General features: G+C 48.9%; 14 protein-coding genes, 4 rRNA genes and 1 riboswitch. Of the genes, 14 read left to right on the top strand and 4 right to left on the bottom strand.

The window, feature by feature from the left end; all coding sequences use genetic code 11:
• The first annotated feature begins 107 nt into the window (after positions 1-107).
• Positions 108-302, top strand: coding sequence for a DUF6440 family protein (locus tag B2M23_RS02305; RefSeq protein ID WP_013382635.1), 195 nt, complete (start codon positions 108-110; stop codon positions 300-302).
• Positions 303-455: 153 nt separating this feature from the next.
• Positions 456-1,751, top strand: coding sequence for a phosphopyruvate hydratase (gene eno, locus B2M23_RS02300; protein ID WP_038353181.1), 1,296 nt, complete (start codon positions 456-458; stop codon positions 1,749-1,751).
• Positions 1,752-1,983: 232 nt separating this feature from the next.
• Here the strand turns inward: eno and B2M23_RS02295 are convergent, their stop codons facing one another.
• Positions 1,984-2,985 (bottom strand): zinc dependent phospholipase C family protein, encoded by a 1,002-nt coding sequence (locus B2M23_RS02295; protein ID WP_038353180.1) that lies wholly within the window; start codon positions 2,983-2,985, stop codon positions 1,984-1,986.
• A gap of 166 nt (positions 2,986-3,151) precedes the next feature.
• Between B2M23_RS02295 and amrA the strand changes: the two genes are divergently transcribed.
• The 8 genes from amrA to B2M23_RS02255 all read left to right on the top strand — a co-directional run bounded on the left by amrA (position 3,152) and on the right by B2M23_RS02255 (position 13,007).
• On the top strand, positions 3,152-4,618 hold the full coding sequence (gene amrA, locus B2M23_RS02290; RefSeq protein WP_038353179.1) for an AmmeMemoRadiSam system protein A: 1,467 nt from the start codon (positions 3,152-3,154) through the stop codon (positions 4,616-4,618).
• Between the two features lie 18 nt (positions 4,619-4,636).
• Complete coding sequence (locus tag B2M23_RS02285) at positions 4,637-6,148, top strand: sensor histidine kinase (RefSeq protein WP_052237354.1); 1,512 nt, start codon at positions 4,637-4,639, stop codon at positions 6,146-6,148.
• 1 nt (position 6,149) lies between these two features.
• Complete coding sequence (locus B2M23_RS02280; protein ID WP_038353178.1) at positions 6,150-6,842, top strand: response regulator transcription factor; 693 nt, start codon at positions 6,150-6,152, stop codon at positions 6,840-6,842.
• Between the two features lie 61 nt (positions 6,843-6,903).
• A 5S ribosomal RNA gene (rrf, locus tag B2M23_RS02275) occupies positions 6,904-7,020 on the top strand.
• Between the two features lie 423 nt (positions 7,021-7,443).
• Positions 7,444-8,966 (top strand): 16S ribosomal RNA (locus B2M23_RS02270).
• A gap of 211 nt (positions 8,967-9,177) precedes the next feature.
• Positions 9,178-12,041, top strand: a 23S ribosomal RNA gene (locus B2M23_RS02265).
• Positions 12,042-12,116: 75 nt separating this feature from the next.
• Positions 12,117-12,233, top strand: a 5S ribosomal RNA gene (rrf, locus tag B2M23_RS02260).
• Together the 16S, 23S and 5S rRNA genes form the textbook arrangement of a ribosomal RNA operon.
• 105 nt (positions 12,234-12,338) lie before the next feature.
• Positions 12,339-13,007 carry an MgtC/SapB family protein gene (locus B2M23_RS02255; protein WP_227209035.1) on the top strand — a complete coding sequence of 223 codons (669 nt, stop codon included), beginning with the start codon at positions 12,339-12,341 and terminating at the stop codon, positions 13,005-13,007.
• Between the two features lie 17 nt (positions 13,008-13,024).
• On the opposite strand, the gene B2M23_RS02250 is transcribed toward B2M23_RS02255, so the two are convergent.
• Positions 13,025-14,461, bottom strand: coding sequence for a sigma-54 interaction domain-containing protein (locus B2M23_RS02250; RefSeq protein ID WP_038351122.1), 1,437 nt, complete (start codon positions 14,459-14,461; stop codon positions 13,025-13,027).
• Between the two features lie 244 nt (positions 14,462-14,705).
• Here B2M23_RS02250 and B2M23_RS02245 point away from each other — a divergent pair, with 244 nt between their 5' ends.
• The 3 genes from B2M23_RS02245 to B2M23_RS02235 all read left to right on the top strand — a co-directional run bounded on the left by B2M23_RS02245 (position 14,706) and on the right by B2M23_RS02235 (position 18,353).
• Positions 14,706-16,160: a trimethylamine methyltransferase family protein gene (locus tag B2M23_RS02245; RefSeq protein WP_013382626.1), complete on the top strand. Its 1,455-nt coding sequence runs from the start codon at positions 14,706-14,708 to the stop codon at positions 16,158-16,160.
• A gap of 189 nt (positions 16,161-16,349) precedes the next feature.
• The gene (locus B2M23_RS02240; protein ID WP_038351121.1) at positions 16,350-17,642 is read left to right on the top strand and encodes an MFS transporter; all 1,293 of its coding nucleotides are present in this window, start codon (positions 16,350-16,352) and stop codon (positions 17,640-17,642) included.
• A gap of 297 nt (positions 17,643-17,939) precedes the next feature.
• The gene (locus B2M23_RS02235) at positions 17,940-18,353 is read left to right on the top strand and encodes a hypothetical protein (protein ID WP_038351120.1); all 414 of its coding nucleotides are present in this window, start codon (positions 17,940-17,942) and stop codon (positions 18,351-18,353) included.
• A 58-nt stretch (positions 18,354-18,411) separates the two neighbouring features.
• Here B2M23_RS02235 and B2M23_RS02230 read toward each other — a convergent pair whose 3' ends face one another.
• Together B2M23_RS02230 and B2M23_RS02225 are read right to left on the bottom strand one after the other, a co-directional pair.
• On the bottom strand, positions 18,412-21,441 hold the full coding sequence (locus tag B2M23_RS02230; RefSeq protein ID WP_038351119.1) for a heavy metal translocating P-type ATPase: 3,030 nt from the start codon (positions 21,439-21,441) through the stop codon (positions 18,412-18,414).
• 112 nt (positions 21,442-21,553) lie between these two features.
• Complete coding sequence (locus tag B2M23_RS02225) at positions 21,554-22,528, bottom strand: M14 family metallopeptidase (protein WP_038351118.1); 975 nt, start codon at positions 22,526-22,528, stop codon at positions 21,554-21,556.
• 60 nt (positions 22,529-22,588) lie between these two features.
• On the opposite strand from B2M23_RS02225, the gene B2M23_RS21650 reads away from it, so the two are divergent.
• Positions 22,589-22,714 (top strand): hypothetical protein, encoded by a 126-nt coding sequence (locus tag B2M23_RS21650; protein WP_013382621.1) that lies wholly within the window; start codon positions 22,589-22,591, stop codon positions 22,712-22,714.
• Between the two features lie 48 nt (positions 22,715-22,762).
• A riboswitch (cobalamin riboswitch) is annotated at positions 22,763-22,942 on the top strand.
• Positions 22,943-23,026 lie beyond the last annotated feature (84 nt).

Genomic DNA, 23,026 nt, shown 5'->3' with positions numbered 1-23,026 from the left:
CGCTTAAACACCGGTTAATAACCAGTAAAATTTCAGAAAAATCTCGAAAAAGCAGAGAGACTCTGATATAATATTAAAAAATGTAAGGAGTGTGCAAAAAACTCAAGATGAAAAATAAAAAGAATAAGTCAAACCGTTTTAAGGTTATTTTACATGAAGTATCCGACGATGGCGCGGGAACGAAGATCATAGAAGATACAGAGACTGGTATTACTTATCTTTACTGTTATGGTGAAGGCGGCGCCGGATTAACCGTTCTGCTGGATGAAGAGGGCGAGCCGGCTGTGGCCCCTGAGAGATAACAGGACTATTTTAAATAGACAATCCTCCTGAATGGGCAGGAGGATTTTTTTATGCAAAAAGTTAGCTTTAAGTAACAAAATTAATGATAATCAAAGAAAAAGTGGGTATAATTAAAGATAGCGAAATAGGAAACCAATACAGGAGGAAAAAGAATGAGTACATATATTGAAGATATCATGGCACGCGAGGTGCTGGATTCAAGAGGAAATCCGACCATTGAGGTCGATGTTTATTTGGAAGACGGGTCCATGGGCAGAAGCATGGTGCCTTCCGGCGCATCGACTGGTGCCTTTGAAGCAGTAGAACTGCGGGATGGTGATGACAGCCGTTACATGGGAAAGGGTGTCTTGAAAGCAGTCGAAAATGTTAATTATATGGCGGAACACCTGGTAGGCATGGATGCTTTAGACCAGGTTGCGTTGGATGAAGCCATGATCGCCATTGACGGTACCCCTAATAAAGGAAAAATGGGTGCAAACGCCATTTTAGGAATCTCCATGGCTAACGCATATGCCGCGGCAGAATCTCTTGGACTGCCATTGTTCAGATATTTAGGCGGCATCAATGGTAAGACACTGCCAACCCCAATGATGAATATTTTAAACGGCGGTGAACACGCCGACAACAATGTGGATATTCAGGAATTTATGATTATGCCCGTAGGTGCAAAGAGCTTTTCCGAAGCGCTGCGCATGGGTTCGGAAATCTTCCATAATCTGAAAAAGGTGCTCCAGAAAAAGGGACTGGTAACCAGTGTCGGCGATGAAGGCGGATTTGCACCAAATCTTGAATCCAACGAGGAAGCCCTTGAAGCCATCATTGAAGGCATTCAGGCCGCCGGTTACTGTCCGGGCGATGATGTGCGTCTTGCAATGGACGTCGCGGCCTCAGAAATGTACAATAAGGAAAGCGGAAAATACATGCTTAAGGGTGAAGGCAAAGAGCTGACGACAGAAGAAATGATAGACTTCTATGAACGCCTGATCACAAAATATCCCATCATTTCCATCGAAGACGGTCTGGACGAAGAAGACTGGGAAGGCTGGAAGATCATGACGGAGCGCCTTGGTAAAAAAATACAGTTGGTTGGCGATGACCTCTTTGTCACAAACACAGAACGCCTGAAGAAAGGGATTGACCTTGGTGTTGCCAACTCTATTCTCATTAAGGTTAACCAGATTGGAACCTTGACCGAGACTCTGGACGCCATTGAGATGGCAAAACGTGCTGGCTATACCGCCATCGTTTCACACCGTTCCGGTGAAACCGAAGATGTTACTATTGCCGATCTGGTGGTCGCCATGAATGCAGGCCAGATTAAAACGGGTGCGCCGTCCCGTACAGACCGTGTGGCAAAATATAACCAGCTGCTCCGGATTGAAGAATATTTGGGACAGACAGCCATTTACGGCGGGATCAATTCCTTCTATAATTTGAAAAATGTTTAAGTTAGAATTAAGGGCAGGGGCGTATCATTAGCATTGTAAGAGAATCCCCCTCTCTTTTACAAGAACAATCGAATAGCGACAGAACAAGGCCGGGAATTACAGCAGTGTAATTCCCGGCCTTTTGTGGTCTTGCAGTAATTTACCCACATATTATCCACAATTTCCGCTGTGTTTGTGGATAATATGTGCACTGTTTCTTTTTTGATTATGCACAGATTGTGAATAACTTGAGCTAAAGCTGTGGGTGCTTTTCAAAAATAATATCAAAATATGTCATTTCCAAATCAGATCCGCAAGGGATAGCCCGGTCATAGCATTTATTTCCGTACATTTCGTGAACCTCAGAGACTGTGACATTATCATTGTCAAGAAAGTTATCCATCATGTTGATTTTATGCACGGTGTCGCTGACGGCCTGTTTGAAAAGCTGTGGATAACTATCCGTACAGGTTTCCCCAGTGCATGGGTGCTGCCAGGGCTCTTCTGGCACGTTTAGCACCAGGTATTCATTCGTATACAGCGGATAGAAAACGCGGGTCACCAGCCGCTCTTCCTGGATTAGCCTTTCAATAGGCTGAAGGAAATGCCTTTTCCGGTTGTTGGGGTCAGAGAAAAGTCTGGCTAGTTGGACGGTGTCTGCCAGGGCGTCTTTTATGCAGTCCCGTGGCGTGGTTTCACCGTAAATATATTTCATAATAAAGGTAAAAAACTGTTCCAGTGCGTTGAGGGTTCTTGGGCTGGGTGTAAAAAGCTTTTCGAGAGGAAAGAAGCATCCAAGCTTTTGGTATTCATATTGGTAATGGGCAACATCCAGAAGAACCTCGAAGTATTTGTGGTAATAAGAATAAATTCGGCTTCCGGGAGTAGTGCTGTCACAGTGGCCGGTTTTATAAAAAATATAAGGATGTGTGGCCACGTCCAGAGAATGATGACAGCTGAAACCGGCAAGGTAGCTCAGAATAATATCCCGGTCCCGCTCATTGGTAAAGGCGTACTTGAAACCATAGTAGAAAAAAGCATCGACTCTTTTCTTGTGGATAAGATTACCATAGCGGTGTAAAGGCCTGGCGCCCTTCCATGGCATGGGATGGTGGTAATAAAAGAAATCCGGGCCCTGAGTACCCAGACGATATGCGTCGTAATGGTTAAGGATAATAGTGTTCATGGTACTGTGCTCTGGAAGCGCATCCAGTGCCTCGCGTCCGCAGCAGTAATGGTTCAACATGTCTGACATAAAAGGTTTAACCTCCTTGTTGGTCATTTTAATAAAGTTATTTTACCATAAACAGCATTAAAATTCCTTGATAAAAATAAAGAGTTGTAGGGAAGTGGCGGGTTGGTTATAATGTTTTTATAAATAAAGAAAATTCACAGAATAACTATAGAAGGAGAACCATCATATGTATCTAAAAGGAATCGGAATCGCATCGCATCCGCCGTTGATTATACCTGAGGTTGGATGCGGCAGAGAACTGATGGCTGAAAAGAGCGTTCGGGGTATGCGTGATCTGGCGTTAAGGGTAGCAGAGATCAAACCAAAAGTGATCGTTTGTATTACCCCTCACGGAAATGTCTTCCAGGATGGCGTCAGTGTCATTTATGAAACCAGGCTTAAAGGGGATATGTCAGAGTACGGTGCGCCGGAAATCCGTCTGGAAAAGCGCTGTGATATGGGACTGCTGGAAGAAATGAACCGCCGTTTTGCTCAGTCAGACTGCCAAAGTATTTTTTTAAACCAGAAAACAGCCGAGGAATTCGATATCGAGCGGAAACTGGATCATGGGTGTATGGTTCCGCTTTATTATATCGAAAAGTATTATCAGGATTATAAGCTGGTTCACATTACCATTGGAGAGCTTAGTCTCATTGAGCTTTTTAGAACAGGGCGTGTTCTGCGTGAAGCTATCGAAGCCTATGGGAAAGATACCTTGATCTTGGCCAGCGCCGACTTGTCCCATTGTCTTAAAGATGAAGGACCTTACCAGTTCAATGCTATGGGGCCGGTATTTGATGAAAAGGTCATCCGGGGCATAGAGCGTAGAGATTATTATTCCATTTTAACCTTATCGCCTAAAATTTACGAGCCTGCCGGCCAATGTGGACTCCGCCCGATCGTTATGGCCCTTGGGGCAACCGACAGCATAAAAACCCATTCCAGTCTCTTTTCTTATGAAGGGCCTTTTGGCGTTGGTTATCTGAGCGCCTTCATTGATTTCGCACTCGAGGAAAAAGACCCGATTAACGAAAGCCTTATTACCCGGTACGAGCAGGACATGGTCAGGCAGCATGAGGAAAGGCTGAAGGCGGAAGATACTTATCTGGCGCTGGCACGTCTGACCATTGATACCTGGGTAGAGGAAGGACGCAAGTTTAGCTGGAAACAATATCTGGATGAGGCTAAAGATCAAAAAGCAAAATCGGTCCTGAAAAACCAGCAGGCCGGTGTCTTCGTTTCGATCTATAAAGCCGGTGAGTTGCGGGGATGTATGGGAACCTCCCAGGCAGTAACGGAAAATATCGCAGAAGAAATTGTGCGCAATGCCATCGAAGCCTGCGCCTATGATCCCCGTTTCCTGCCAGTCGAGCCCCAGGAGCTTTATCAACTGGAGATCTCCGTGGATATTTTAGGGAGGCCGGAATATATTGAGGATTTAAGTGAGCTGAATCCGTATCGGTACGGTATTATTGTGGAAAAGGGCGTAAACCGCGCTCTGCTGCTGCCGGCTTTGCCAGGCATTGACACAGCCGAGCAGCAGGTGGAGGTCGCCAAAGAAAAAGCAGGTATTATTGATACGGAAGATGATTTCGAACGGGTGGTAATTGAGCGGTTTGAAGTGGAACGCCACCAAACCGACATTGCATTCTAAAAATAAAGGAGGCAGAGCATGGGACTGAAAGACTGGTCCATACGAAAAAAGCTGATTCTTTCAAATATGATGATGATCGTCATTCCGGTTGTCTTAATTCTGGCCATTGTCGGCGGTACAGTGTTTGGCATTCTAATGATTATGCTTCCGGAAAACCAGGCCAATATGCTGTTCAAAGTAGACGGAACCGTTTCGACCTATCAGCTGCAGCTGGCTTTTGATTCCATGTGCGAGAAAATTTCCGGAAAGGATAAAGAAGACAAGAATGATCTGACCGCTCTGGCGAATGCGCTGGAAAAGCTCGGGGCGTCAATCGCTGTAACCGGGGGAGAGCTGTCTTATCTCACCGATGGTGTTACCGTCGATGAAATCGAGAAGGAGGCCAGGGAAATCGCAGGGACTGCAAATCTTGAAGATCAGCCGTTGTTTCTTCGGAATGATCGGGGACTCGTGTACCTTATGCCTGTTACCAATCAGACTGGCGAGAGAATACTTCTGCTTATTGTCAGCGGTGAGATGGATTTTGGAGAGAGCTCCTACGCGATCTGGGATAACTGGGATAATATCAAGCTTGCCATTAAGATCAGCGCGGCAGTGGTTGCTGGTATCGCGGTGGTCATTGTAGTGGTAACTGGACTGGTGTTGGCTGGGAAACTTTACAAAACGATGATTTATCCTATTAAGAGTATCCGAAAGGGTGCCCGGGAGATTCGGGACGGGGTGTTGGATCATCCTGTAGAAGTCTATAGTAAAGATGAGCTTGGCGAAGTGTGCGGCGATTTTGAAGAAATGCGGGTTCGGCTCAAAGAGTCTGTTGAGATGCAGCAGCGTTATGAAAGCTCCAGAAAAGAACTGATCGCTGGAATATCCCATGACCTGTCAACACCACTCACCTCCATTAAGGGATATGCCAGCGGCCTGCTTGATGGCGTAGCCAACACTCCAGAAAAACAAAAGCATTACCTGCGCACCATTTACGACACTGCCTGTGATATGGAAGGTTTGGTAGACAACCTGTTTCTGTTTTCCAAGCTGGATATGGGAAAAATGGATTTTCAGATGGAAAGTATCTCGGTGAAAGCATATCTTAAAGATTTTTGTGAGGAAGCGCGTTTAAAGGTACAGGGTTGTGCAGTGGAAATCCAGTTGGATAATCGACTGAAGGATGAAAGGTTTGTGATCATTGACCGGACACAGTTTGGGCGGGTACTCTGGAATTTGCTTGAAAACAGCCTTAAATACGCCGGAGAACAAAATGTACAAATGAAAATAATCTTGTCTGAAGAGGAGCAAAAAGTAGTGCTGCGCTTTGAAGATAACGGACCCGGCGTCGAGCAAGGAGCACTTGAAAAGATTTTTGATAGCTTTTACCGGACCGATCCTGCCAGAAGCAGTTTGAAAAAAGGCAGTGGATTAGGACTTTCTGTTGCCCGTGAGATTATCGAGAGCTTCGGCGGCGGCATCTATGCAGAAGCCTCGAAAATGGGGGGGCTGGCAGTAGTTATCGTACTGTCGATAGCGGAGGACTAAGATGAAAAAGATTCTGATTATAGAGGATGACCGTAAAATTGCAGAGTTAGAAAGAGACTACCTGGAAATCAATGATTTCCAGGTAACGCTTGCGGCCGATGGAGATACAGGACTCTCATTTGCAGTGAACGATAGCTTTGATCTGATTGTGCTGGATTTAATGCTGCCAGGTGTAGATGGCTTTACGATTTGCAGGAGAATCCGTGAAAAAAAGGAAACTCCGATTATAATGGTATCGGCCAAAAGAGATGATGTCGATAAAATACGAGGCCTTGGTTTAGGCGCAGATGACTATATGGTCAAGCCTTTCAGTCCTGCGGAACTGGTAGCACGTGTCAAGGCGCATATTGCCAGGTTTGAACGGCTGACCAGCCAGGAAAAAAGGGAACAGCACTATATAATAGAGATAAATGGGCTGCAAATTGATAAGGACGCCAGAAGGGTTTATCTCGGAGGAACGGAAATAGCCCTGGCTAATAAGGAATTTGACCTTCTTCTATTTATGGCAGAAAATCCTAATATTGTATTTAATAAAGAAACCCTGTTTGAAAGAGTATGGGGTCTGGATGCAGTGGGAGATACCACAACAGTTACTGTCCACGTAAACCGCCTTCGCGAAAAAATCGAAACTGACAATCGTGAACCGCGCTATATCGAGACCGTTTGGGGAGCAGGTTATCGGTTTAAAATATAAATTTAAAAAAGATTAAAAAAGTGCTTGACAAAACAGTGTCATAAAACTATAATAATAAAAGTCTCGTGATGATGGCAAAGGGGAAACACCTGTTTACATACCGAACACAGAAGTAAAGCCCTTTAGCGCTGAAAGTACTTGGTGGGCAACTGCCTGGGAGGATAGGACATCGCGGGGCTTTTTTATGCCTTTGATTTTCGCTGAAAATAAAAGATATAAAAAAGTTTAAAAAGTGCTTGACAGCAAGGACGGCGAGCGCTATAATAATTAAGCTGTCTTGAGAGAGCAGCAGCCACAACGCTTTTAAAGTTTCAGCAAAATGAAGTTTAAAAATAAATTTCAAAAAAAGCTTGACAGACAAAAACGTTTGATGGTATACTATAAAAGTTCTCTCGCGAGAAAAGTACTTGCGGGAAAACATATAATTCTCCAAAACAAAACATGTTTCGGAGAAGGGTCATAGAAAAGAGAATAGTACCATAAAACCTGAAATTCCGGCTGATGAGAATCAGCAAAGGATAAAAACGCAAGTGCGATGAACACTTCAAAAAATCATCAAATGAACCAGATCAAGAAGCCGAAAGGCTAAACGATAAAACTATTTATTGAGAGTTTGATCCTGGCTCAGGACGAACGCTGGCGGTATGCTTAACACATGCAAGTCGAACGAGAAAGTTTTGGTGGATCCTTCGGGTGACATTAGAACTGGAAAGTGGCGAACGGGTGAGTAACGCGTGGGTAACCTGCCCTATGGAAAGGAATAGCCTCGGGAAACTGGGAGTAAAGCCTTATATTATGGTTTTGTCGCATGGCAAGATCATGAAAACTCCGGTGCCATAGGATGGACCCGCGTCCCATTAGCTAGTTGGTGAGATAACAGCCCACCAAGGCGACGATGGGTAACCGGTCTGAGAGGGCGAACGGTCACACTGGAACTGAGACACGGTCCAGACTCCTACGGGAGGCAGCAGTGGGGAATATTGCGCAATGGGGGCAACCCTGACGCAGCAATACCGCGTGAGTGAAGAAGGTTTTCGGATCGTAAAGCTCTGTTATTGGGGAAGAAGAATGACGGTACCCAATGAGGAAGTCCCGGCTAACTACGTGCCAGCAGCCGCGGTAATACGTAGGGGACAAGCGTTGTCCGGAATGACTGGGCGTAAAGGGCGCGTAGGCGGTCTATTAAGTCTGATGTGAAAGGTACCGGCTCAACCGGTGAAGTGCATTGGAAACTGGTAGACTTGAGTATTGGAGAGGCAAGTGGAATTCCTAGTGTAGCGGTGAAATGCGTAGATATTAGGAGGAACACCAGTGGCGAAGGCGGCTTGCTGGACAAATACTGACGCTGAGGTGCGAAAGCGTGGGGAGCGAACAGGATTAGATACCCTGGTAGTCCACGCCGTAAACGATGAATGCTAGGTGTTGGGGAAACTCAGTGCCGCAGTTAACACAATAAGCATTCCGCCTGGGGAGTACGACCGCAAGGTTGAAACTCAAAGGAATTGACGGGGACCCGCACAAGCAGCGGAGCATGTGGTTTAATTCGAAGCAACGCGAAGAACCTTACCAGGTCTTGACATCCTCTGACGAGCCTAGAGATAGGAAGTTTCCTTCGGGAACAGAGAGACAGGTGGTGCATGGTTGTCGTCAGCTCGTGTCGTGAGATGTTGGGTTAAGTCCCGCAACGAGCGCAACCCCTGCCTTTAGTTGCCAGCATTAAGTTGGGCACTCTAGAGGGACTGCCGTAGACAATACGGAGGAAGGTGGGGACGACGTCAAATCATCATGCCCCTTATGACCTGGGCTACACACGTGCTACAATGGTCTGAACAGAGGGCCGCGAAGCCGCGAGGTGAAGCAAATCCCTTAAAACAGATCCCAGTTCGGATTGCAGGCTGCAACTCGCCTGCATGAAGTTGGAGTTGCTAGTAATCGCGGATCAGAATGCCGCGGTGAATGCGTTCCCGGGTCTTGTACACACCGCCCGTCACACCACGAGAGTTGGCAACACCCGAAGCCTGTGAGAGAACCGCAAGGACTCAGCAGTCGAAGGTGGGGCTAGTAATTGGGGTGAAGTCGTAACAAGGTAGCCGTATCGGAAGGTGCGGCTGGATCACCTCCTTTCTAGGGAACAGGAAGTCATGGTACTATTTTCTTTTGTATGACCCAAAGTCATACATTGGTCATTGAAAACAACATAAAGAAAAAAGAGTAAAGAGCAAATATTAAACAAAGTAAAAAACTTCTTAATAAATGCAATTTCAAAAACAACATTCTTTTGAGCTCAGAAAGAGAACAAAAGAAAAACAAAACGAAATGCGAAAGCATTCGTGGAGATCAAGAAACAAAGAGCACAGGGTGAATGCCTTGGCACTGGGAGCCGAAGAAGGACGCGACAAGCTGCGAAAAGCCACGTTTAGGAGCACATATCCGTTGAGACGTGGGTGTCCGAATGGGGAAACCCGGCGGTCAGAAGGGCCGTCACCGTTAAGTGAATCCATAGCTTAACGGAGGGAACCCGGGGAACTGAAACATCTTAGTACCCGGAGGAAAAGAAAGAAACATCGATTCCTTAAGTAGCGGCGAGCGAACGAGGAAGAGCCCAGAATCCATCAATCATTTCCGTTTAGCAGAAGGGCATGGGAAGGCCCCGCAAAGAGCGTAAGACGCGCGTATGCGAAAAGCCGAGATGAGGAGATTCGAGGAGTACCACGGGACACGTGAAACCCTGTGGGAAGATGGGGGGCCCACCCCCCAAGGCTAAATACTACCCAGTGACCGATAGCGGAAAGTACCGTGAGGGAAAGGTGAAAAGAACCCCGGGAGGGGAGTGAAATAGAAACTGAAACCCTGTGCTTACAAGCAGCTGGAGCGCAAGTGACAGTGTGCTTTTTGTAGAACGGGCCAACGAGTTACGGTATGTAGCGAGGTTAAGCACTTCAGGTGCGGAGCCGAAGCGAAAGCGAGTCTGAATAGGGCGCCTTAGTTGCATGCTGTAGACCCGAAACCGTGTGATCTATCCATGACCAGGGTGAAGCTTGGGTAAAACCAAGTGGAGGCCCGAACCAGTGTCTGTTGAAAAAGGCTTGGATGAGTTGTGGATAGGGGTGAAATTCCAATCGAACACGGAGATAGCTGGTTCTCCCCGAAATAGCTTTAGGGCTAGCGTTCTGTGATGAATGACGGAGGTAGAGCACTGAATTGGGTAGGGGGCGTCAAGCTTACCGAACCATATCAAACTCCGAATGCCGTGCATTTTAACAGGGCAGTCAGACAGTGGGAGATAAGTTTCATTGTCAAAAGGGAAACAGCCCAGACCATCCGCTAAGGTCCCCAAGTACTGATTAAGTGGGAAAGGATGTGTCACTGCACAAACAACCAGGATGTTGGCTTAGAAGCAGCCATACATTTAAAGAGTGCGTAATAGCTCACTGGTCGAGTGGTGGTGCGCCGAAAATGAACGGGGCTAAAATCAGGCACCGAAGCGATGGATTGTACCATAAGGTACAGTGGTAGGGGAGCAATCTCTTAGGGGCGAAGCCATTTCGTAAGGGATGGTGGACTTAAGAGAAGAGAGAATGTTGGCATGAGTAGCGAAAGTGAAGTGAGAATCTTCACCATCGAAAGCCCAAGGTTTCCTGAGGAAGGCTCGTCCGCTCAGGGTTAGTCGGGGCCTAAGCCGAGGTCAAAAGACGTAGGCGATGGACAACTGGTTGAAATTCCAGTACTACCTCAATGCGTTTGAGAAATGGAGTGACACAGAAGGATAAGCGAACCCGGCCGTTGGAAGAGCCGGGGCAAGCAGTGAGACTGCAGCGGGAGGCAAATCCCCCATTGCATAAGGTCAAGCTGTGATGCGGAACGAAAAATAAGTAGGGAAGTCGCCGATTTCACGCTGTCAAGAAAAGCTTCTATCGAGCAAAGAGGTACCCGTACCGTAAACCGACACAGGTAGGCGAGGAGAGAATCCTAAGATGAGCGGGAGAAGTGTTGTTAAGGAACTCGGCAAAATGACTCCGTAACTTCGGGAGAAGGAGTGCCCCTTCGGGGGCCGCAGAGAAGAGGCTCAAGCGACTGTTTAGCAAAAACACAGGTCTCTGCTAAATCGAAAGATGACGTATAGGGGCTGACGCCTGCCCGGTGCTGGAAGGTTAAGGGGAGTGCTTAGCGTAAGCGAAGGTGCGAACTTAAGCCCCAGTAAACGGCGGCCGTAACTATAACGGTCCTAAGGTAGCGAAATTCCTTGTCAGGTAAGTTCTGACCCGCACGAAAGGCGTAACGATTTGAGCGCTGTCTCGACAACACACCCGGTGAAATTGTAGTACTCGTGAAGATGCGAGTTACCCGCGACAGGACGGAAAGACCCCGTAGAGCTTTACTGTAGTCTGGCATTGAGTTTTGATATAACATGTACAGGATAGGTGGGAGGCAGAGAAGCATGCACGCCAGTGTGTGCCGAGCCATTGTTGGGATACCACTCTTGTTATATTGGAATTCTAACGCGTTGCCGTAATCCGGCAAGCGGACAGTGTCAGATGGGCAGTTTGACTGGGGCGGTCGCCTCCTAAAAAGTATCGGAGGCGCCCAAAGTTACCCTCAGGATGGTTGGAAACCATCTGTAAGAGTGCAAAGGCAGAAGGGTGATTGACTGCGAGAGAGACATCTCGAGCAGAGACGAAAGTCGGGCTTAGTGATCCGGTGGTTCCGAGTGGAAGGGCCATCGCTCAACGGATAAAAGCTACCTCGGGGATAACAGGCTTATCTCCCCCAAGAGTCCACATCGACGGGGAGGTTTGGCACCTCGATGTCGGCTCGTCTCATCCTGGGGCTGAAGCAGGTCCCAAGGGTTGGGCTGTTCGCCCATTAAAGAGGCACGCGAGCTGGGTTCAGAACGTCGTGAGACAGTTCGGTCCCTATCCGTCGTGGGCGTAAGATATTTGAAAGGAGCTGTTCCTAGTACGAGAGGACCGGAATGGACAAACCGCTGGTGCACCAGTTGTTCCGCCAGGAGCATCGCTGGGTAGCTAAGTTTGGAAGGGATAAGTGCTGAAGGCATCTAAGCACGAAGCCCCCCTTAAGATAAGATATCTCATTCGAAAGAAGTAAGGCCTCTGGAAGACGACCAGGTAGATAGGCTGGAGGTGGAAGTGCAGCAATGTATGGAGCTGACCAGTACTAATCGGCCGAGGTCTTGATCCCATCAAGACATTTTGAAAACTCTTTTCCTTTATGTTGTTTTGAGTGACCAAAAACTGAATAAAAACGCAAGATTGATCTCGTGATGATGGCGAAGGGGAAACACCTGTTTACATACCGAACACAGAAGTAAAGTCCTTCAGCGCTGAAAGTACTTGGTGGGCAACTGCCTGGGAGGATAGGACATCGCGGGGTCTTTTTTTTATTTCTGGCTTTCCAGACAAAAAAGTTCTATAATGTAACCAGACAAACTATTTTTTAGCAATACAATTGATCAAATACCATAAAAAGGAGATGATCATGATGCTGATATGGGAACTTGAATTATTTGCCCGGGTGGTTGTCGCGGGGATTTGCGGGGCGGCTATTGGTTATGAACGGCAAAACCGCCTGAAAGAGGCGGGGATAAGAACACATCTGATTGTAGCCCTGGGGGCAGCGTTGATGATGGTTGTTTCAAAATATGGTTTTTCGGATATTATCGGGCAGGATGGTATTGCGCTGGACCCTTCGCGAATTGCGGCTCAGATTGTCACTGGTGTTGGATTTTTGGGCGCGGGGATTATTTTTGTCCATAAACAGTCTGTCAGCGGGTTGACGACAGCAGCTGGAATTTGGGCGACCGCAGGCGTTGGCATGGCCATTGGCGCGGGGCTTTACCTTATCGGAGTGGCGTCGGCTTTACTGATCATTATTCTTCAGATTATCCTGCACAAGAATTTCCGCTGGCTCAATGTTTATGTGGGAGAGATGATCCATGTGCATCTGGTACCGAGTGAAGCGGCGCTGGAGCGTTTTAAGGAAAAAATCACTCAGGAATGTGTGGAGATTATCAATTTTAAAATCAAACGAAATGCGGAGGACTGTATTTCCATGGAGCTGTATGTAAAGCTGCCTGAAAATTATCCGGCGGCGCATCTGCTGGCTTTGTTTAAGGACGATCCGGATATTATTAGTATTGAATTATAGAAGAAAAAAGCAAAGAATCATTCTTTTGATTCTTTGCTTTTTTCTTTTTTGCTGCCTTTGTCCACATATTTGCTGACCAGGCGGTAGGCGGTTGCCTGGCTGAGACCCAAGGCTGAGGCCATCTCATTGACGTTGGAATAGCTTTTGTAATAGCTCTGGATAATTTCGCGCTTGTATTCCTCAACCATATCGTCAAAAATGACAGTCTTCTTTTTCGTCTGGTTTTTCTTGAGAAAATCAAGAATTTGCTCGGGCAGTTTATCGGTGCTGACAATATTTCCAATGCTCATAACAGCCATGTACTCCACGGCATTTTTGAGCTGGCGGACATTGCCGGGCCAGTCATATTGGATGAGGGCTTCGATGACCGGGCTTGCGAACATCTTGTCCTTGTCGTATTTTTTATTGTGCTTATCCAGATAATACTGGGCAATGGGCAGAATATCGCTGCGGCGGTCCCGGAGGGATGGGATGGTCTGGGTGATGCCGTTGATACGCCAGAACAGATCCTCACGGAATTTGTTTTTCTGGACGAGTTTCTGGAGATTTTTATTGGTAGCGGTAATGATACGGGTATCCACGGTTTTGATTTCCAGGCCGCCAACGGATGTAAACCGCTGGTTTTCGAGAAAGTCCAGGAGCTTTACCTGGATATTCGGCTGGAGCTCGCCGATTTCATCGAGAAACAGGGTACCGCCGTCTGCCAACTCCACCAAGCCTTTTTTACCCTTGGGGCTGGCGCCGGTAAAGGCGTAGGGGACATAACCGAAGAGCTCGCTCTCGATGAGATTATCCGGGATGGAGGCGCAGTTGATGGAGACAAAAGGTTTGTCGCTGCGCAGACTGGAATCGTGGATATATTTGGCAAAGAGGCTTTTTCCGACCCCGCTCTCACCGAGGAGGAGAACGGGAATATCCGATTTTGCGCCTTTTCGCAGCTTGTTGAGGGTGGCGTAAAGATTGTAGCTGCGGCCAACGATGTTGTTGCTTTCCTTGGTTTCCTCACTGCTGCTGTATTTTGCTTTTTCATTGGATTCGTTTTTTTCGCAGTCGAGGTCAAAGGAACTGATGGGTTTTTCCTTGAAGGAAGTAAAGACGACCATGACCAGGTTTTCGTTTTTATCATATATAGGGGTGGTGATGGTGATATGTGTCTCGTTGGTCATCAGATACCGCTGCCTGGCAAATACAGTCCGTTTATTTTCGATGGCGTAATCCACAGACGGCGGGGTCCATAGGCCGTTGAAGGAAGTAAAAAAATTAAGCTTACACATATCCTCCGATGACATGCCGTGGTACTGCAGGCTGGCCGGATTGGCGTAGATCACATAGCCTTCAGCATCAGTAACGGTAATTTCGGCAAAGCAGTGTTCTAAAATATCAATGTAGGTATCTTTTGACAGGGATCTCAGATATTCCTGAAAATATTCACTGTAGCGGTCAATTGAACTCATGGTGATTCCTCCTCAAGGAAATTTCTCCCCTTATTATAGCGAATCTTAGATAAAATTGCAAAATTATTAAATATAAGAAAAATAACGGGGTTTTCTCAAAATTGACAAAGAAAAGCTGGATAGAAATCGTAAATAATGGCGGAATTATGCTGAAAATGGAAAATTAAAAAGTTGGCACGGGTCTTGCATTAGTATAATGGCATAAGCTAGCTAAGAAAAAATTAAAAAAGTGAGGAGAAGGGTTATGTTAAAAGGCAATTTATTTACGACATTTTATTCAAAGGATGATATCGAACTGATTCACGAAAGTGTGCTGAGAGTATTCAACGAAGTAGGCGTTAAGTTTGAATATGAGGAAGCACTGGAACTTTTCAAAAAACACGGCGCACGGGTTGAAGGGGACCTGGTATTCATTCCGGAAGAATTACTCAATAAAGCACTGAGCACCATTCCAGAATCATTTGAAATCGTTGGACCAGAAAGCAAACTGGAAATCGGGATTGGCAAGGGTTTGGTGGTTGCACCGACCAACGGCTGCCCAAATTTGGAAGACTGGGACGGAAACTATCGCCAGACCAACGCAGACGACCTGGAAAACTTCTACAAAATCATTAACACCAGTGATGTTTACGGCATTTCCAGCCAGGTTGCCGCGGATATTCCAGGCTTTGAAAACTGCCCGACCGAATCTGCGCTGGCGCAGATGGCCATGATGGCGAAATACTCCAGAAAGCCCATGTACAATATCTTAGGGATCACCCCTCACAACTACAAACGCGGCAATGCCCGAGAAGGCGCCCGTGAATGTGTCCAGCTGATCAAGAAATACATGGATAACTTCGATGATTATGTCTGCTACTCCGGTATGTGCGTGCTGCCGCCGTTGACAGTAGGGACAGATGCGCTGGAACATTACTTCGCTTTCGCCGAAGAAAAACAGCCGATCACCATTACCACCTGCTCCATGACCAATATGACCGCGCCACCGTCACTGATGGGCTCCATCGTTGCCGACTTCGCCAACATGCTGGCCGTTGCGGTCATGATCCAGCTGATCGAACCGGGTTTACCGGTGATCTTAAGCCCGTTCTCATCCGTTTCCGATATGCGTGAAGTCCGTCTGATGACCGGCGCACCGGAATTCCTGATGATCATGTCCGGCCACATCGCCATGGGCGATTTCTACCGGATTCCGGTACGCTGCTCCGGCGCTCTGGCCGATGGCTTCACCTATGACTACCAGGCCGGCGTTGAAAGTACCCTGGGCGCATTGGCCGTCTCCCTGTCCAATGCCTGTATCCTGCCCCATGCTTCCGGCGACTTATCAAACTTTAACCTGTTAAGTTTCCCGAAATTCATGATGGACGAAGAAATGCTGCGCTACATGAAGCGTCTCCACGATGGTGTTGCCATTTCCGAAAAGAAAGCCAATGTTGAGCTGATCAAGAAGGTTGGGCCACGCGGCGTTTACCTGAAGGGCAGAACACCAAAGGACTACCGCGAAGAAACCTACCTCACCAGCCCAGTTTTCAACAGAGGCACCTGCAACGAAGAAGGCCGCGCAGCAACACCACCGATCCAGGAACGCGCTTACAAGGTATACAAAGAAAGAATCGAAAGCTTCGAATTACCGGATATGACCCAGGCTCAGAAGGACCTGCTGAACGAACACCTTCCGGAAAAATTCAAGATCAAATAAAACGGCATATCAAAGGATTCAGCGGATTGGCAAAGCAGGGGCTCTGCCAGTCCGTTTCTAAATCTATGGAATTGTAACCTGATGTAAAATCCGGCGGTTTTTGTGAAATAAACTAAGCCGGATTTGGTTTTATATGATTTTTATTCTGTAAAGGGGGCAGGCCCGGCCCTTTGGCCGTGTCAAGCAAAGATGAAAAAACAAGAGATTACCTACCAACAATTGTCCAAATTCAGGCGCGCGCTGCTCATCTTTTTATCCGGCGCCGGCAGCGGGATTATTTATGTTCCGATCTATTTGAAAAATGTATTCTACGAACCACTTTTGATGGGGCTTGACATCACCAACGCCCAGCTCGGCTTTTTGTCTGGGATGTATGGGATCATGGCGACGATTCTCTATATTCCCTGCGGCATTATCGCGGATAAGCTGAGGCTGAGAACCATGGCCGCCGGTGGTTTTATCAGCACGGCGGCAGTGGTCTACTGGTATGCGACGCTGCCGTCTTATCCGGTGTTGGTCTTAATTTTTGCCGTGCTGGCTGTGACCACCATCCTTATTTTCTGGGGATGCCGTTATAAATTACTGCGCTTTGCCGCGGCCGAAGCCGATTATCCGGCGGTTGTCGGTGTGAGCTACGCGCTGTACGGTCTTGGCGGCCTGGCCATCAACGCTGTGACCCTGGCTTTATTTAACGCAATGCCTGACTACCGCGTTGGTGTCAGCGCTTCGCTGATCTTTTTGGCAAGCGTTATCCTGGTTCTGGGGATCATCTCACTGTTTGCGATTCCGCATTTCAAAGGTGAGGTCACCAATGACCCCGACAAAAAGTTCAATATCAATGAATTCATTGAGGCACTCAAGCATCCGGGCGTCTGGCTGGCCAGCGGCACGCTGTTCTTTGTCATGATCGTCTATATGGGGATGAACTACACCACCCCGTACCTCACAGACGCCTTTTTAGCTCCGCTGACCTTAGTCAGCATTGTCGGGATGATCCGTTACTATGGGATTGCCATTATCTCTGCCCCGCTGCTGGGCGGGATTGCCAAAAAGGTTAATTCTCCCTCCAAAACCATTTTGGTGGTTATGGCAGCCAGCGCGGTCTGCTGCTTTGCTTACCTGATTTTACCCCAGACGGCAAGCTTTATGATGGTCGCCATTGTCATTACCCTGGTGCTGGGCTTCCTGGCCAACGGCGCTTACGGTGTTGCGTCCTCTGTCTTAACGGAAACCCATGTGCCAGCCCATATCTTTGGCGCGGCCTCCGGCCTTTTGTCCGTCATCGGATTCTTGCCAGAAAGCTTTATGCACCAGCTGTTCGGGAGCTTTATCGACAATTATGAGCTCAAGGGATACACCTATATTTTCATTTGTCTGACCGTCAGCGCGGTTATTGCCATCGGCGGCTGTGTCGCGACTCAGATTTACATGAAGAAAAAATACCCGAAGGAAGAAACACCTGCACCTGCCGTAGAAGAATAAACCCATCACGGGACCCGGTTTACCCATAAATCCGGCCTCCGTAAAGGCTCTTTGAAAGATAAGGGCCTTTAATATCTATTGACTGTAAAAGATACCCTTTATCTCTGAGAGGGTATCTTTTATTAATTTTAAAGGAATGATGAAGATAAGGAAGCTTTAACAATAATTAAGATTTTTAAAGGCGCTTGTAACAACAAAAATAAAGTGGTAAAATACTAAAAACAAGAAAATAGATAAATTGATAGATAAAATGAATCAAATGAAGCATCGGAGTATCTATTGGGAGGTGTAAAGCGAATGAGAGGCGCAAAAAACGATTTGGAGGAAGGCTTTTCCACGCGGGCAAAAACCTATTTCAGAAAAGGCGGCCTGTTTTCCAAGGATAAAACCTTTGACGGCGAGCTTAAATCTCTCAGACGGGTGGTCCGCAAAAATGCGGAGAACTCGGAGAGCAAAAAACATTATTCTTACCACACCTTTGTCATAAAAAAGGGCGGCAAGGAGATGACCTATGTTTTTAAGGGCCATCCGGAGATGGACTTTACCCAGTATTTTAAAAAAGGCGAGCTGGTACGTCACCATGCCGGCTATGAAATACCTGAAAAGTATGACAAAACAGAGGATGACGAGATCCTGTGTATTATCTGCGGCGAATTTTCACCGGTGGATAAAAACCAGTGCCCCTACTGCGGCGGTGTTTTGCTCAAATAAAAAGACAATAAAAATCCCGGTTTTCGGAGGACGAAAGCCGGGATTTTTTTAATGCTTTTTATTTTTTATATAAAATACGGATGGAATTGAGCACACAGAGAATGGCAACGCCGGTATCGGCAAAGACAGCCATCCACATATTGGCAAAGCCCAGCAGGCCCAGAACCATGACCAGCGCCTTGATGATCAGGGCAAAGACCACGTTCTGCCAGGCGATACGGCTGGTTTTGCGGCCGATCTCGATGGCCTGGGGAATGGCCTCGACGCTGGAATTCATGAACACAACGTCTGCCGCCTCGATGGCTGCGTCGGCCCCGCTGCCCATGGCCGCGCCGACATCCGCCCCGGCCAGTACCGGCGCGTCGTTGATGCCATCGCCGACAAACATGACGCCGCCCTGGGCTTTACGGATGGCCTGGAGCTCGCTCAGCTTGTCTTCGGGCAATAGTTTGGCGTGAACCTCATCGATGCCTGTGGCCTTTGCGACCGCTTCGGCGCTTTCCTGGGCGTCACCGGTCAGCATGGCGGTGCGGATGCCAAGACGCTTGATCTTGGCGATGGCGTCCACCGCGTCGGCCTTGATGGTGTCTGAGATGACCAGATAGCCGATGAATTTGCCGTCAAGGGCCAGGAGCACCTCGGTGCCGTAATGGTCGTTCTTATAGCCGTCCAGGTCAACATTCTGGGATTCCAGCAGTGAGCGGTTGCCGCAGAGCACCGTGCCATCCTTCAGCATGGCTTCGACGCCCTTGCCGGCAATTTCTCTGGCGGAGACGGGCCGTTCCACAGACAACCCCTGTTTCTCGGCGGCAGTTACAATGCTGTTGCCAATGGGGTGGGTAGAGGTGAGCTCACAGCTGGCCGCCAGGGCCAGAAGCCTGGCCTCATCCACGCCGTTTGTCGGGATCGCCTGCTGTACCACGAAGTTTCCTTCGGTGATGGTGCCGGTTTTATCCATAACCACAGCCGCGATGTTTTTGATCCCTTCGATGGAAACGCCGCCTTTAAACAGGATGCCCCGTTTGGAGCCGGCGCCAATGCCTGAGAAAAAGGCCAGGGGTACGCTGAGCACCAGTGCGCAGGGGCAGCTGATGACCAGGAAGGTGATGGCCGTGTAAATCCAGTAATACCAGTCGCCGGTCACAAGGGACGGCACCACGGCGGTCAGGATGGCCAGGCCGACCACAAAGGGGGTATAAATCCGTGAGAAACGGGTGATGAACCGGTCGATTTTTGGCTTGCTGGCCGCTGCGTTTTCCACAGAATCCAGAATACGGGTGACCATGGATTCTTCCAGAACCTTTTCGACCCGCATTTTCAAGAGGCCGGAGGTGTTGACACAGCCTGAGACTACCTCGTCGCCGTAGCCGGCCTTGACCGGGACCGGCTCGCCGGTCACTGGGGAGGTGTCGATCCGGCTCTCGCCCTCGACAATGACGCCGTCCAGGGGAATACGGTCGCCGGGGCGTACCAGCAGGATGTCGCCGATGGCCGCGTCCCCTGCGTCGATGACCCGCACCTCGTCGCCGACCAGCAGGTTGACGACTTCGGGACGCATGTCCACCGCATCCATGATCTGATTACGGCTCTTTTCAACCGCGCGATCTTCAAAGTATTCGCCGACACGGTAGAACAGCATGACGCCTACGGCTTCCGGGTAGTCCTGAATGGCGAAGGCCGCCAGTGTGGCCACACTCATCAGGAAGTTTTCGTCAAAAATCTGGCCTTTCATCAGGTTTTTGGCCGCTGTGAGGACAATACGGCCGCCGAGAACGATGTAGGCCAGCACGAAAACCGGAATATTGTAAACCGGCGGCAGGGTACGCTCCATGATCTCACCGATGACAAACAGCGCCGCGCCGATGATAATACCGATAAGGGTTTTGGTCTCCGCCGACATTTTTTTCTTGACAGCTTTCCCGGCAGCGGCCGGAGCCTTTGGAATCGCGGCTTTGGGACCGGTTTCCTTAGGGATAACCTGCACGTCCGATTCAATGGACTGGCAGATGTCACGGAACTGGGGGAGCAGGCTGTCCGGGTCTTTCCCAGTAACCTTCAGCTGCTTGGTGGCATAGGTGATGGTGGCGCTGGAGACACCGTCCAGGGCGTTGATTTTGGCCTCCATTTTGGCTGCGCAGTTGGCGCAGCCCAGGTTTTCAAGGGTATAAACCTTTGTGGCGCCTTTACCCACTGTCTTTTTGCGGGGAATGACCCTGACGTCTGGCTCGATGGCGGCGCAGATCTGCTGAATGTCTGGCAGCAGGGCTGCGGCGTTGTCCGCAGACAGGCGCAGCTGCTTAGTGGCGTAGGTGATGGTGGCATACTCGACGCCAGGCAGCTCTTTGATTTTGTGCTCCATCTTGGCCGCGCAGTTGGCACAGCCCAGATTCTCAAGAATGAAAACAGATTTTTCCACGTCCGCGTCCGGCATTTTGCAGGTGCAGTTGGCCAAGCTCTCGCCGCAGATATGGCAGTATTCCTCGCCGTGGCGGCAGAGCTCGCATTGGCAGTCCGCCGGATGGCCGGGAACGTGATAATGCGCATAGTGATCATGATGGTCATGGCCGCAGCCGCAATCTGCGCTGTGAAAGTGTTCCGCGTGATCATGATGATCGTGCCCGCAGCCGCAATCTGCGTCGTGGCGGTGTTCCGCGTGATCATGATGGTCATGGCCGCAGCCGCAATCTGCGCTGTGAGAGTGTTTCGCGTGATCATGATGGTCGTGCCCGCAGCCGCAATCTGCGTTGTGGTGGTGTTCCCCGTGATCATGATGGTCATGGCCGCAGCCGCAGTCTGCGCTGTGACGGTGTTCCGCGTGATCGTGAGGAGCATGCCCGGCGGCCGCGGGTGCTTTTTTCAGGGAACGGCGCTTCCGCTCGGTAATGAGAATATCGGGCTCGTAGGAAACCGCGATTTTCTGCATTTCCGGCAAAAGCCCGTCTGGATCTTCGGCAGTGAGGCGGAGCTGTTTGGTCGCGTAGACGATGTTGGCCTCGCTGACACCGGGCAGGGACGCGATTTTGCGCTCGATTTTTGAAGCGCAGTTGGCGCACCCCAGGTGCTCGAGTATATAAGTTTTTGTTGCCATGATGGCCTCCTCGGAAAGTTAGATTAAAATATGATGAATAAAACATATGAATCATTGTTCATATGTTAATATTAACTGTCCTGAGGCGGTTTGTCAAGGGGTAAAACAAAAATTAACGCACCATTCCTGCTGTTTCCGCAAATTTACCGTAGGTGATGAGCTCGCAAAAATCATCGGTCCAGAGGGTGGCGGACTGGTACAGGACAACGCCGTCGTATTCGGCGCAGTAGGTGTCGAGAACATGGCCGAAATAATCCTTGACCACGCCGAGGCGCTGACCTCTGGCGATAAGGTCGCCGGCTTTCACCTCAGGATACCAGAGGCCATGGCGTGCGGGCATGAGGTAGACCAGGTCGGTCAGGTCGACCGGGCGGTGACGCAGCTCGGGGGCGCCCTGCAGCAGACCCAGGTGTTTCAGGATATTAAGGACATCTTTTTTATCCGCGTCCACCTCTGCCTGGGTAAAACGGCCTGCGCAGCCGCGTTCCAGCAAAATGCTGGGAATGCCGAGCACGCCGGCGTAATTGTAGGCTCCGGTGGTGGCAGTGGATTTGACCATATAGGGCACATCGACGTGAAGGGCGGCCTGGCGCGCGGCCTCGGACACAGCGTTGTCCGCTGCGCCCACGTAATACACGTAGGGGGTCAGGTCTTCAAAAATTTCGCCGCAGTGCAGGTCGATGTAGAAATCAATCTGGGAATAGAGGCTGTACTCAAAAAAATGGGCGACGCGGTCGGCCAGGGTTCCTTCCCGGGTGCCGGGAAAAACGCGGTTGAGGTTTTTATTGTCCTGGGGAATGAGCGTGGGGTAGCGGGACTCAAAGCCCGGGACATTGACGGGGTGTATGAGAATAAGGCTTCCACTCAGGCTCGCGGGGTCCAGCTCGCCGGCCAGCTGGATGGCGGCCTCGATGCCGACGTATTCGCAGCTGTGGATGCCGCTGGTGACGAGGACGGTTTTTCCGCCGCCCGCGCCGTTGATCAGGGTGACGGGCACCTCAATTTCGGTATGGGGGATGGGCAGCATGCCCTGGACCTTCTCGCCGGGGGCGGCGGCCAGTGTACCGATTGACAGGTTTTTTTCCATTGCGGACTCCTTTCGTTTTTGAAATGATTTGATTTAAGCCGATTGCCTTGAGTATAAGGCATGATGAAAACCAATGTCAAGCAGAAAAAAATAAAAGTAAAAAACATACCGGGTGGGGGTATGCGTTTAAAATTATTGCTGAAATTTTTAAAAAAGACTGGACAAGTGCGTAAAAGTCCAGTATAATTTAAGCAATTTCACAGTTTACCACAGTGAAATCTTTGTTTAAAAAATTTAATCATGCCAGATACAAGTTCCCGATCGGGGATTAAAAGAGAAACCGGTGCGAATCCGGTACGATCCCGTCACTGTAATAGGGAGTTGTCCGCAAAATGTCACTGAGGCGCAGCCTTGGGAAGGCGTGGACATACAAAGAACTTAAGTCAGGAGACCTGCTTGTATTTTTGTTTTAAGTATTCTTACGGTAGATAGGAGGGCTTTATTTTCATGTCCTTTTCCTTTCATTCTCCGTTTCGGTTTTTTACCCGTATTGCCATT

It is taken from the genome of Eubacterium limosum, assembly GCF_000807675.2.
GTDB classification, from domain to species: Bacteria; Bacillota; Clostridia; order Eubacteriales; family Eubacteriaceae; genus Eubacterium; species Eubacterium limosum.
This window is presented reverse-complemented; position numbering and strand designations above follow the sequence as displayed.